The organism is Fructobacillus sp. CRL 2054 (genome assembly GCF_028764065.1).
Taxonomy (GTDB): Bacteria; Bacillota; Bacilli; order Lactobacillales; family Lactobacillaceae; genus Fructobacillus.
On sequence record NZ_JACOFN010000003.1, the window covers coordinates 130,747 to 142,227 of the forward strand.

13 protein-coding genes, 2 rRNA genes and 1 other annotated feature are annotated in these 11,481 nt (G+C 40.8%); of the genes, 3 read left to right on the top strand and 12 right to left on the bottom strand.

What is annotated here, in order from left to right:
* Nucleotides 1-10: 10 nt before the first annotated feature.
* The 8 genes from H7198_RS02385 to miaA form a co-directional block, all read right to left on the bottom strand.
* Nucleotides 11-874, bottom strand: a complete 864-nt coding sequence (locus H7198_RS02385; protein WP_274458213.1) for an amino acid ABC transporter substrate-binding protein — start codon at nt 872-874, stop codon at nt 11-13.
* Nucleotides 871-1,509, bottom strand: coding sequence for an amino acid ABC transporter ATP-binding protein (locus H7198_RS02390; protein WP_274458214.1), 639 nt, complete (start codon nt 1,507-1,509; stop codon nt 871-873). Before H7198_RS02390 ends, H7198_RS02385 begins: the two co-directional genes overlap by 4 nt.
* Before the next feature lie 2 nt (nt 1,510-1,511).
* Nucleotides 1,512-2,153, bottom strand: coding sequence for an amino acid ABC transporter permease (locus tag H7198_RS02395; RefSeq protein WP_274458215.1), 642 nt, complete (start codon nt 2,151-2,153; stop codon nt 1,512-1,514).
* A 49-nt stretch (nt 2,154-2,202) separates the two neighbouring features.
* Nucleotides 2,203-2,432 (bottom strand) — a binding site (T-box leader).
* 38 nt (nt 2,433-2,470) lie between these two features.
* A complete protein-coding gene (mreD, locus tag H7198_RS02400; protein WP_274458216.1) occupies nt 2,471-2,995 on the bottom strand; it encodes a rod shape-determining protein MreD in 525 nt (174 codons plus the stop codon).
* A complete protein-coding gene (gene mreC / locus H7198_RS02405) occupies nt 2,996-3,850 on the bottom strand; it encodes a rod shape-determining protein MreC (protein ID WP_274458217.1) in 855 nt (284 codons plus the stop codon). It abuts the gene before it with no gap.
* A gap of 66 nt (nt 3,851-3,916) precedes the next feature.
* Nucleotides 3,917-4,924: a rod shape-determining protein gene (locus H7198_RS02410; protein ID WP_091501956.1), complete on the bottom strand. Its 1,008-nt coding sequence runs from the start codon at nt 4,922-4,924 to the stop codon at nt 3,917-3,919.
* 95 nt (nt 4,925-5,019) lie between these two features.
* Entirely contained in the window at nt 5,020-5,193 is a 174-nt protein-coding gene (locus tag H7198_RS02415) for a hypothetical protein (protein WP_274458218.1), read from the bottom strand.
* A 4-nt stretch (nt 5,194-5,197) separates the two neighbouring features.
* Nucleotides 5,198-6,115: a tRNA (adenosine(37)-N6)-dimethylallyltransferase MiaA gene (miaA, locus tag H7198_RS02420; protein WP_274458219.1), complete on the bottom strand. Its 918-nt coding sequence runs from the start codon at nt 6,113-6,115 to the stop codon at nt 5,198-5,200.
* A 69-nt stretch (nt 6,116-6,184) separates the two neighbouring features.
* On the opposite strand from miaA, the gene H7198_RS02425 reads away from it, so the two are divergent.
* A complete protein-coding gene (locus H7198_RS02425; RefSeq protein ID WP_091501953.1) occupies nt 6,185-6,370 on the top strand; it encodes a DUF3042 family protein in 186 nt (61 codons plus the stop codon).
* Between the two features lie 49 nt (nt 6,371-6,419).
* Here the strand turns inward: H7198_RS02425 and H7198_RS02430 are convergent, their stop codons facing one another.
* The 3 genes from H7198_RS02430 to rrf (H7198_RS02440) all read right to left on the bottom strand — a co-directional run bounded on the left by H7198_RS02430 (nt 6,420) and on the right by rrf (H7198_RS02440) (nt 7,832).
* Nucleotides 6,420-6,821, bottom strand: coding sequence for a rhodanese-like domain-containing protein (locus H7198_RS02430; RefSeq protein WP_274458220.1), 402 nt, complete (start codon nt 6,819-6,821; stop codon nt 6,420-6,422).
* 63 nt (nt 6,822-6,884) lie between these two features.
* A complete protein-coding gene (locus tag H7198_RS02435; protein WP_274458221.1) occupies nt 6,885-7,592 on the bottom strand; it encodes an adaptor protein MecA in 708 nt (235 codons plus the stop codon).
* A 123-nt stretch (nt 7,593-7,715) separates the two neighbouring features.
* A 5S ribosomal RNA gene (rrf, locus tag H7198_RS02440) occupies nt 7,716-7,832 on the bottom strand.
* Between the two features lie 232 nt (nt 7,833-8,064).
* Here rrf (H7198_RS02440) and ppk1 point away from each other — a divergent pair.
* Together ppk1 and H7198_RS02450 are read left to right on the top strand one after the other, a co-directional pair.
* On the top strand, nt 8,065-10,143 hold the full coding sequence (ppk1, locus tag H7198_RS02445; protein WP_274458222.1) for a polyphosphate kinase 1: 2,079 nt from the start codon (nt 8,065-8,067) through the stop codon (nt 10,141-10,143).
* A gap of 17 nt (nt 10,144-10,160) precedes the next feature.
* Nucleotides 10,161-11,138: a Ppx/GppA family phosphatase gene (locus H7198_RS02450; protein WP_274458223.1), complete on the top strand. Its 978-nt coding sequence runs from the start codon at nt 10,161-10,163 to the stop codon at nt 11,136-11,138.
* Between the two features lie 226 nt (nt 11,139-11,364).
* Here H7198_RS02450 and rrf (H7198_RS02455) read toward each other — a convergent pair.
* Nucleotides 11,365-11,481 (bottom strand): 5S ribosomal RNA (gene rrf, locus H7198_RS02455).

Here is an 11,481-nt window from a genome sequence, read left to right on the forward strand (position 1 = left end):
TTATTATCTTCTATTTGTTTGAAAGATTACTACTTGTTTGGCCAAACCATTTTAGTTCCATTTGGTTAATATAACCAGATTTTTCAAGTTTAGCAAGCTGTTCATTCACAGCCTTCTTTAACTTTTTATCGCCCTTTCGGAAGGCAACGACATCGTCTGCCACCGTATAGCCACCTGTCATAATTTGATAATCATCTGGATTAGCTTGGTGCTTGATGTAATAACGGGCATAATCTTCGTCAACCAAAAGGCCGGTAATACGGTTAGCATTCAAATCCGTAAAGGCCTTGTCAAAGGTATCATAGCCAACCGCCTTGTTGCCAGAAACATACTTTTTCAAAACAGATGGTTCATTGTTAAAGGCTGTTTCGCCAGAAGAACCAGTTTGAAGTCCAAGAACCTTCCCTTTCATTTCTGGGAAAGAACGAACACCTGAGCTCTTCTTAACAACTAGGGCTAAACGAGCACGGTGATAGGTCGTTGAAAAGGCAACCTGCTTAGCACGCTCAGGTGTCTTCGTATAACCATTCCAAAGGGCATCAATATTACCCGTGTTCAATTCCGTTTCCTTCATCGACCAGTCAATTGGCTGCCAGTTCACCTTAATACCAAGGTTTGAAAAGACTTTTTCGGCCAAATCAACATCAAAACCAACAATTTTACCTGAACTATCACGGAAGCCCATTGGCACAAAGGTATCATCAAGTCCAATCGTAATTGACTTCTTTTCCTTAATTTCCGACCACTTATCTTCGCGAGCAACACCCGTTCCTGAATTCGGTTGTGCAATAACAAAAATCGCCCAGCCGACCAGTGCAAAAAACACAAGCGAAACAATTGAATTCACCACAATCTTTTTCTTCATCGAAATCATTTCTGAACCTCTTTTTCAAAGTCGAAGGTTTCATCTGCGACTTTGTCCGCAAAAGGTAAATCGTGGGTGACCACTAATTGGCTAACCCCTTCTTTTTTCAAAGAAAGCATGATATCAATCACCTGTTCCGTAGCCTTTTCATCTAAACCAGAAGTTGGCTCATCATAGGCAATCACTTGGGGATCCATCGCCAAAGCGCGAGCAATCCCAACACGCTGCTTCTGTCCACCGGAAAGCTGGTAGGGATAAAGGTTCGCCTGTTCGGTCAACCCTAACTTAGCTAACAAATCATCTGTTTTCTTATCAGCCTCTGCACGACTAACTTTTTTCACATTTATAGGCGCCAGATTAATGTTCTCACGCACCGTTAAGTGCGGAAAAAGATTGAAGTCTTGGAAAATCAATCCAATCTGCGAAGTCATGGCAGGATCAGACACATCATATTCTTTCCCATTCATGACTACCTGCCCGGATTGTGCTTCTTCCAAACCAGTCAACGTCTTAATCAGCGTTGTTTTCCCAATTCCTGAAGGTCCAAGAATGGCTAAGATTTCGCCATCTTTTAATGTCATGGACAAATCTTTAAAAATAACTTTATCGCCATACTGCTTTGATAAGTCTTTGATTTCAATCATAATTACCTCCAAACATTCAGGCGCTTTTCACTGCGACGCAGAATAATCGTCACAATGGCCGTCATCAGCAAGTACAAAACCCCAACAATCAAGTAAGGAACAAGGGTGACGTCACGTGATGCCGCAATTTGTCCAGCTCGTAGAATATCGCCCAATCCAATCACATAAATCAATGAGGTATCCTTAACCAAGTTCACCACTTCATTTCCAAAGGCTGGCACAACAATCTTAATCACCTGAGGAAGGATAATCTTGAAGAAAGTCTGCGACTTTGAAAATCCCAAGACCTTAGCCGCGTCAAACTGGCCCTGTGGAATCGATTGCAAACCACCACGGAAGATTTCCGCTAGGTAGGCGCCATAGTTGATAATAAAGGCAAAGGCAGCCGACTCAAAGCGTGTAAAAGGAACCCCCACCATTGCGAGACCATAATAAATAAAAATCAATTGTAGAAGCAAGGGCGTTCCACGCATAATCCAGATATAACCATTTACCAACCAACGAATGGTAAAGTATGGTGATTTCATTCCTAAGGAAGCCAGAATTCCCAAAGGAATTGATCCAATGATGGTAATAAAGAAAACACCAAGTGTCATTTGTAACCCGGACAAAATTCCGGGTAAGAAAGTCAACATATTTTCCATTTCGTTCTCCTACTTTAACAACATATAAAAAGCCCTCTAAGCAAACTGCTTAGAGGGCGTATAGACGCGGTCCCACCTCATTATTGCCTATCTATTACTAGATAAGCCTCAAAACGTTAATAAAAACGTTCGTGCGTAACGGGCACAACCGATGTTAGCTACTGTAATATTCACTAACACACTCCTAGGTGTGTTTCATTATTAAGCCTTACTTACTCTCAATCACCGTAAGCTTCCTGAAAAGAACTAAATAATTACTCGCCTAATCCACGATTTAACTTGCTTAATTATAACGGGGCGAAGAGCACAATGCAAGCTCAAACAATTCGCTGTAACAATGACCAAGCTGGATAATAGAAAATCGCAGCAACAATCAAGTTTAAGAATACCGTTGGTAACAGAAGGTAAACAAAGAAAGACAAAATTGATAAATTAGCAGAACCAATTAGGTAACCAGATAAAAAGGTCACAATCAGATAAACAACCTGTCCAATTAACAACAGCAGCAAACCAGACATCATCTTCTCATCAAAGAAGGGGCGAAGTTTTTCCATCATCAATGTACCCAGTAAAAAGGCAATCGTATAAGTTCCCAAGATACCGGTATAAAAAATATCAAATAGTACACCGAAAATGACAACGTAAACGTAGTATGGCAAAGACTTGTACGCTCCAAATTGAATGGCGTAAAAGAGCCAAGTAAAGGTCAGCATTGGGATGGTGTGGAAAGGCTCTTTCATTAAGAATCCCAAGGAAGCAGCCAAATTACCGTCTACTAAAAATAGAACCAAGAGGATTAATGGGAAAATAAATTGAAAACGTATAAATTGCCAACCTGCCATTTAGGACTCCATACTACTTTTTGCAACTAGAACCGTTGAGATTTTTGAAAGGTCAGACGAAGGTTCAATGTAAATCTTCTTTGACAGTCCATAAGAATCCGTTGTCACTTCAGAGATCTTTCCAACCAACAAACCAGAAGGCACACGTACTCCCAATCCGGAAGTAACCACCGTATCACCCTTATTCACATTCGCTGTGTTTGATACAGAACCCATGACAAGCATCTTCTTATCCGCATCATAGTCTGTAATAATTCCATTCGTATCACCAGCAGACCCCTTAACGGTGATGGCAATCTGGTTGGTATCTTCCGTAGTGTTTGAAATCAAGGTAACCTTTGAGTTAACAGTGTTTACTTCGGAAACCAGGCCGATGATTCCTGAATCACCAAGGACGGGCATCCCCTTCTTAATTCCGGACTTAGCACCCTTATCAATAACTAATTGGGAGTTCCAAGTGGTTGGTGAACGGGAAATTGTCACAGCTGAAATGGTTTCATAATCAGTTAGAGTCTTTTTCAAATCAAGCTGCTTCTTCAGTGATTGATTCTCTTCTTCAACTGTTTGTAATTTCACCTTGTTTTCTGCATAACCATCTAGCTTTGATTTTAAAGCCTTGTTTTCAGAAAAAGTATTCAATAAGTTCGCCAAAGAATTTGCTCGGTTACCAACAGCATTCGTTGGTATTGAAATGATTTTGGCAGCTCCCCCAGTAAGATCGTTCACTGCTCGCTGGAAGAAAGGTGGATTATTCGTTCTCTTTGCCCACCAGTTAGAACCGACAATCAAGCCGACTACAACTAGGAACCCCACCATCAATAAGACAACCGTCTTAGATGAAAAGATTTTACGCATGCTTTGATTCTCCTCTGCGCTTATAAATAAAAGCGTAGCGCAAGCGCTACGCTTTCTTTAAAAACATTAGTTTCGGCGCAAGACTTCAAGTGACTTCAATGATTCACCAACACCCTTAACAACGGCATCCATTGGGTCTTCTGCAACATGTACAGAAACCTTAGTAACACCTTCAATAATTTCAGGCAAGCCCTTCAACTGAGCACCACCACCGGTCAAAACCATTCCGTGGTCGATAACATCGGCTGCAATTTCAGGTTGTGTTGATTCCAAAGTTTCACGAATTGCATTCACAATTTCGTTAATTGGATCTTGGATAGCCTGTGCAATATCAATGGCAGGAACTTCAACAGTCTTTGGAAGACCAGTCAACAAGTCACGTCCACGTGCAGTACATGCAGGCAACGTCTTTGCTTCTTCAAGTGAAACAGTTCCCACTTCAATCTTCAAACGCTCAGCAGTTGATTCACCAATTGCCAAGTTGTTGTTGTTGCGAACATAAGAAATAATGGCTTCGTTCAACTTATCACCGGCAAAACGAGTTGAACGCGCAGAAACAATTCCACCAAGTGAAATTGTAGCAACGTCCGTTGTCCCACCACCAAAGTCAACAACCATTGAACCAGTAGGTTCCATAACTGGCAAACCAGCACCAATAGCGGCTGCAAATGGTTCGTCCAATACGTAGGCATCGCGGGCGCCAGCCACACGAGCAGCATCGATAACCGCACGACGTTCAACGGCAGTAATCTTTGCTGGAACACCCAAGGTAACAAAAGGCTTTCCAACACGGCCACCAAGTGCCTTCTTCATGTAATATGAAATCATTGCAACAGTCGTGTCGTAGTCAGCAATGACACCGTCGCGCATTGGACGGATTGCTGCAATTGATGCAGGTGTACGGCCAAGCATATCACGGGCCTCTTCACCAACTGCGATAATTTCATTGGTCTCAGTATTACGTGCTACAACTGAAGGTTCACGGAGTACGATTCCCTTACCTTCAACGTATACATAAGTGTTGCTGGTTCCTAAATCGATACCGATATTATGTTGTCCAAATGATAATGCCACAATCTTGCCTCTCAATTAGGGCCAAGCCGATAGCTGGCCATTTTTAATTTACTTTACTTGCTAATATTGTAGCACAAAACATTACTAGGAACACCCTATTTTGCGCGAACGTAAGTGACTTTACCAGCCCGGTGAGCAATGCCTCGAACTGTGTTTTGATAGGGAAATGCTGACCAGGCCTTTTGAAAGGCAGGAAAGTTTTCGGGACCAATTTCAATTTCTTCGATATTACCGTCTTTTAAGTCGATTAAGGCTTTTTCATAGTCCATTTACTTACTCCTTGTTTAATAAAAAGTCATGAACGTGCGTTGTCGCTTCAACCACACGATTCTCACCATTAATCCATTCAAGCCCATCAATTTGATGGCGCCAATAAGTTAATTGCCGTTTCGCATACCTTCTTGAATCCTGTTGAATATCGGCAATGACCTGTTCAAGGCTGAGATTCCCATCAAAATAAGGATAGAATTCCTTATAACCAATTCCCCGTCCCGCTTGAAGATTTATTCCTCCAGCATTATAAAGTAATCGGGCTTCCTTCTCTAGTCCCTTTTCAACCATGGTGTGCACCCGTTGATTAATTCGCTCGTAGAGAACCTCTCTAGGCCAATCAATCGCTAAAACAAGGCTATCATATTGCGGACGCACTGTGACATCCTCTTTAATTCCGTGTCGAGCAATTTGTAAGGCTCGAATTACACGGGATTTATTATTTAAATCAACACGGTTGACTAAATCAGCATCCGCACTGCCTTTTAGTTCCTGCACCAAATCCTTTAAATCCTTTTTCTGATCAATTGCGACCTCTTCAGCGACCGAGGGCGCAAAGTCTAGTTGTTGCTGGCCTAATAAAGCCTTAATATAAAAGCCAGTACCGCCAACTATAATCGGTACCTTACCTCGGCTTGCAACTTCGGCAATTGCTTTATCCGCATCTTCAACGAATTCCGCAACCGAATAATCAGCATCAAAGGGAACTATATCAATTAAGTGTTGAGGGCCACGCTTCAGTTCTTCCTCACTAGCCTTAGCTGTCCCGATGTCTAATTGCTGATAAACCTGAAGAGAATCAGCCGATATGAGCTCACCGTGATACTGTTCGGCTAAATCCATTGCTAGATCTGATTTTCCAGAAGCAGTCGGTCCGGCAATCACAATGACTTTGATTTTTTTCATTTCAGTGCCTTTCATGGTCTAACCGTTTACAAATGTCATAAAATAAACGATAATAAGTAGGATATAAATAAAAAGGAGATTGTTATGGCTAAGGGATTTAAGTCAGGTGTTGCAACAGGAATTCTTGGTTCTGCTATTGCTGCTGCCGCAACCGCATTTGGTTACAAGAAGGCCGTTGTTGCTCCTCAACAAAAGGCTGAAGAAGAATACGAAGAAGTTTCAAAGCAAGCTGTTCGTCGTTCAAAGGCTGCACACCAATCACGTTTCTAAAACTGATAAATAAAAAGAATCGCTCAAGGGCGATTCTTTTTTTATGCTCTTAGCGATTTTTTCTAGCAGTGTATTGACGGAATCCACCTGCCATCAAGTAAAGGTTTTCCTTAGTAAAACCTTCCTTACGCAAACGCTTGGCAACACCCAAGGCATTACCCAATGTATCCCCGTACACAAAGACTGGAATATCTTGACGTAAACCAGACTTACCTTGTGAAAAAGTCATTGCTGGCATATTACGTGCGCCACGTAGGTGGGAACGCTTAAATGGTTGCTTCTCACGCACATCAATCAATTGACCGTGCACTTCTTCTTGCTTTGCAATGAAGGCATCCGCCTTTAAGACAGTTGCACGTTGGCGAGCTAAGAACTTTGAAGTCAAAGATGAGACAACGTAGAAAAGTAAGAAGAAAGTTAAAACAAGGGTAATGGTGTTTAAAATTTGCATTATTCTCTCCAAAAAAGATGATAAAGCCATTATAACCGACTTTTGGAGTCAGTTGGAAAAAATCTAAGCAGAAGCAAAAATCTTATTTAATGACTGGATGGCCTTTCCTCTGAAGAGTAAGTCCCCATGCTCGGATAAGAATGAGTCAGATTGCTTAGCAAAACGGCCATACTCGATTAGCGTTGCAAAAAAGCTATTTAATTCTGACGCCGAAAGGTTCAAAAAGCGACTGTCGATTGAAAGATAATACTTCCCCTTGTATTGATAGGCCGAAGAATCACCCTCAAAGTCATTCAAAAGTGCAACAAGTGATAGTAAATCTTCAAAATCCTTTAATTCCACAACATCGATACGACCTGCTGAAGATACTGAAGTTGAATTTTCCTTCGTCTGATCACTCTCTTGCAGTGCTTGCTTTTGTTCAAAGGACAAATCATCAATTGGTGACATGCTGTCGCTTGCCTGTTCGTTAACTACTTCATTTTCTTCACGCTGTGACAGCGTTGAAAGCAAGGAACCAAGGGCCTCTTCATCATCGAGACGAGAAATGAAGAGTTCTAGTCCGTTCTGATTTGGTAGCACCTGAAAAGAAACCTTATCGTTATCAGCAAACTCTTGATCAGTATCAAGTTCAGATAAGATATTGTAAAAGAAGCTTTCAATTTTATTCCGGTCAGATAATAAATCGCGAACCGAAGTACCGCGGTCTTTCAAGTCGTCGTTTTCGACCATTACCCGGATGGTGTTATCGTTGATACGTTCCATTTCCATCAGATCACCTCTGTTCTACCAGAAGACTACTTGAATTTCATCTTGTATTTACTACATTTTATCCAAAATTAACTAAAAAAACAACAGTGAGCAAAGTGCTGACTGTTGTTCTAAAGTACATTAGCATCGCATCGTCCTATCCTCGCAGCCAGCGTTCCGGCAACTACTTTTGGCGCTAAAGAGCTTAACTTCTGTGTTCGAGATGGGAACAGGTGGTTCCTCTTTGCCATCGACACGACACCATGTATCTACAAATAAATTTTATATCATTACCTCTAATTTGTCTACTATTTCATCCTTGTTTTATAACCATTCTAATTGTAAAATTACGTTTGTAACAACGTTCGAAATAAATGTAATAATAATCGAATTCTTCCTTTAATATTCGGAAAAAGCCCCATTATAAAGCGAATCCGTGCTATATTAGAAGATATTTGAAACGTCATTTAAACATATATAAAAGGTATACAGAATGAACTTAGATAATTCAAAATATTTCAATAGTCGTGAGACTTCTTGGGTCGATTTTGATTTTCGTGTTCTTGAAGAAGCACAGGACAAAACCAACCCTCTTTTGGAGCGTCTGCGTTTCCTTGGAATTAGTCAGGATAATCTTGACGAATTTTTCAATGTCCGTGTGGCAACCCTTCTTAAAAAGAAAAAGGAAAAAGAACCTGAAGATGCAGCAGGTCATACTCCTCACGAACAACTAGACATGGTTTTGGAAAAAACGCAGCGCCTTATCTCACAACAGGGACATATCCTACGGCGAATGGTGCTACCACAGTTAAGCCGACACCAAATCAAGTTGTTAACCTGGTCGAAGCTATCAGATAAACAAAAGGACTTTTTTGAAAAGATGTTTGAAGAAGATATTTTTCCAAACATCACGCCACTAAAGGTAGACGATTCGGAAACTCTCCCCTTCCTAGCAAACGATTCGATTAACTTCATTGTTCGAACACACCGGGGCGATAAGCACTCTCGTGTCATTATTCCACTTCCGGAAGACATGGAACGAGTTCAGGCAATTCCTGGCGTTTCCAATCAATTCATCTTGATTGAAGACATCATTAAGCACTTTTTAAAACGCTGTTTCCCTGGTCAAAAGGTTGATGTCTGGGCCCTTTTCAAGATTACCCGCTACATGGATTACGATATCAATGACCGAAATTCTAAAAAATATAAACAAGCCGTTGTCAAAACACTTGAAGAACGTGAACACGGTATCGTTATTCGTTTGGAGACTACCTTAGATTCAAACTTAGACTTAATTGACTGGTTGGCAAAGTGCTACAAGTTAAAGCCAGCCTATATTTTTAAATTAGCTACTCCCTTAGAGTTAACCTTTGTTAATTCAATGATTGATCAAATCGAAGGGCACTCTGATTTACTGTTCAAAAAAGTCATTCCCTACGACCCTGAAGTATTTCAGGAAACACCAATGTTTGACAACATTGATAAAAATGATATTTTAGTTCACCATCCCTACGATTCATTTAAACCTGTCTTACGTTTTATTAACCAGGCATCAACGGATCAGTCAGTCACTTCAATCAAAATGACACTTTACCGCGTGTCAAAGAAGTCACCAATCATTCAGTCCCTCCTTGAAGCTGCGCGGAATGGTAAAGAAGTTGCCATCATGATTGAGCTAAAGGCTCGTTCAGACGAGGCTAACAACTTAAAGTGGGCAGACGAGTTGGAAGCGGCCGGATGTAAGGTCCTTTATGGAATTCCAGGATTGAAGGTTCATTCAAAACTTTGTTTAATTACCCGTAAAGTCGCTGGCGCCAAGAAGCATTATGTTCATTTAGCAACCGGAAACTATAACGATAAAACAGCAAAGCTATATACCGACATGGGCCTTTTCACCGCTGATCAACAAATTGGCGATGATGCCGAAAAAATCTTTAACTACTTGGCTGGTAAAACACAGGAACCAACATTGAAGAAACTTGTCATTTCGCCGAATAACATTCGAGACTATCTAATAGAACGAATTGACGAAGAAATTGTGAACGCCAAGAATGGGAAGCCAAATGGTATTTTGATGAAGATGAATTCTCTATCTGATACCAAAATGATTAAGAAACTTTACGAAGCCAATGCGGCCGGAATCAAAATGACGCTTATCATTCGTGGAATCTGTAACCTACGGACAGGGATTCCTGGTATCAGTGATAACATTACGGTTCATTCAATTGTTGGTCGACTTCTTGAACATAGTCGAATTTACATTTTTGAAAACGCCGGTCAACCAACCGTTCACCTTTCAAGTGCTGATTTGATGAAACGAAACCTCAGCCGCCGTGTTGAGATTCTTTTCCCAGTTTTGAATAAAGTCCTGAACGAGGATGTCCGTCAAATCTTTGACGACTTTAGTAAGGATAATGTGAAGGCGCGCAATCTTAAAGCGAACGACCAGTGGACAAGAATCTCTCACCGAGGTGTGAAGTCTTTCAATGTTCAGGATTACTTAATTGATAATCAAGTATCGATTATGAACAAACGATTGATTGAAACCGGTATAATGAATAAGGAATTTTAAAAAAAGGAGAGTCGTTCATGGAAAACTTTGCCATTATTGATTTGGGTTCCAATTCAATTCGTTTAGAAGTTGATCAAATTAATGACGATGCCTCATATCAACCAATTTTAGAAGAAAAAGAAGTTGTACGGTTATCTGAAAATATGGGTCCAGAAAACACTTTAAAGAGACCTGCAATTGATCGAACAATCGAAGCAATTGCCAACTTTAAGAGTAAGTTTGAAAACCTACCAAATTTAAACATCAAAGCCATTTGTACTGCGGCAACACGAAATGCAACAAACCAAGCGGAATTCTTGGAAGAAGTCTTTGATAAGACCGGTATTCGTTTAGAAGTAATTACCGGTCAACAGGAAGCACACTACGACTACTTGGGAGTTATTAACTCCCTACCAATCGTAAACGGTATTATTATGGATACTGGTGGCGCTAGTACAGAATTAGTTCTTATCCAGAATAGCGAAGAAATTAACGCAATCAGTATTCCACAAGGCGCTGTCACGTTGACAGAAGCACAGCTGGATACAGATGTGCCTTCTGCTAGCCAGCTTTTCCAACTCTTTGACCATTTAAATACCATTTACAATGACATCTGGTGGCTAAACCGTGGCACGAATCTTCCAATCATTGCGCTTGGTGGTTCAAACCGTACCTTGGCCAAAATTAAGCGTCGCAATGATGACACAATCAAGGAATGGGAAGATATTCATGGCTTCCATATGTCCATTCAAGAGGTGAAGTCAATTTTCATCAATATGCTCTCTTCAAATCTTGACGAACGAAAGAACATTTCTGGCCTATCAAAGGAACGTGCCGATATTATTATCGGTGGTCTCGCACCAGCGATGACCTTGATGCGTCGTTTAAATTCCGATCGAATGATATTCTCAAAACGTGGCGTGCGCTTTGGAATTCTACATGAACGTTTAGCAAATGTTCGAAATGCTAACCATGCAGAGGACAATTCTGAAGAAACCGGGCCCCGTTTTAATTAAGCATTAACAGCCTCCTAAAGGCAAAAAATACCAGACTTAGTAATAATTACTAAGCCTGGTATTTTTTATTGTCAAGAAGCAAAGAAAAGAAGCCTTATAAACGACTTAAATGAACGATAATCTAATAAAAAGCTGCCATTCAAATACTTCTGCCGTTCTTCTTTTAAAATAATAAGAAAAAAAAAAAGAAGCAAATAAATTGGTTCTCCTCGTTTAATATGTACAGGCATCGCATCGTCCTATCCTCGCAGCCAGCGTTCCGGCAACTACTTTTGGCGCTAAAGAGCTTAACTTCTGTGTTCGAGATGGGAACAGGTGGTTCCTCTTTGCCATCGACACGACA

Bases quoted from the DNA above. Each gene is read 5' to 3' on its own strand.
- ppk1 (WP_274458222.1), top strand. From the start codon at position 8,065: ATGAACTTAGATAATTCAAAATATTTCAATAGTCGTGAGACTTCTTGG.
- mreD (WP_274458216.1), bottom strand. From the start codon at position 2,995: ATGGCAGGTTGGCAATTTATACGTTTTCAATTTATTTTCCCATTAATC.
- H7198_RS02435 (WP_274458221.1), bottom strand. From the start codon at position 7,592: ATGGAAATGGAACGTATCAACGATAACACCATCCGGGTAATGGTCGAA.
- H7198_RS02415 (WP_274458218.1), bottom strand. From the start codon at position 5,193: ATGGACTATGAAAAAGCCTTAATCGACTTAAAAGACGGTAATATCGAA.
- H7198_RS02385 (WP_274458213.1), bottom strand. From the start codon at position 874: ATGATTTCGATGAAGAAAAAGATTGTGGTGAATTCAATTGTTTCGCTT.
- H7198_RS02450 (WP_274458223.1), top strand. From the start codon at position 10,161: ATGGAAAACTTTGCCATTATTGATTTGGGTTCCAATTCAATTCGTTTA.
- mreC (WP_274458217.1), bottom strand. From the start codon at position 3,850: ATGCGTAAAATCTTTTCATCTAAGACGGTTGTCTTATTGATGGTGGGG.
- H7198_RS02425 (WP_091501953.1), top strand. From the start codon at position 6,185: ATGGCTAAGGGATTTAAGTCAGGTGTTGCAACAGGAATTCTTGGTTCT.
- H7198_RS02430 (WP_274458220.1), bottom strand. From the start codon at position 6,821: ATGCAAATTTTAAACACCATTACCCTTGTTTTAACTTTCTTCTTACTT.
- H7198_RS02395 (WP_274458215.1), bottom strand. From the start codon at position 2,153: ATGGAAAATATGTTGACTTTCTTACCCGGAATTTTGTCCGGGTTACAA.
- miaA (WP_274458219.1), bottom strand. From the start codon at position 6,115: ATGAAAGGCACTGAAATGAAAAAAATCAAAGTCATTGTGATTGCCGGA.
- H7198_RS02390 (WP_274458214.1), bottom strand. From the start codon at position 1,509: ATGATTGAAATCAAAGACTTATCAAAGCAGTATGGCGATAAAGTTATT.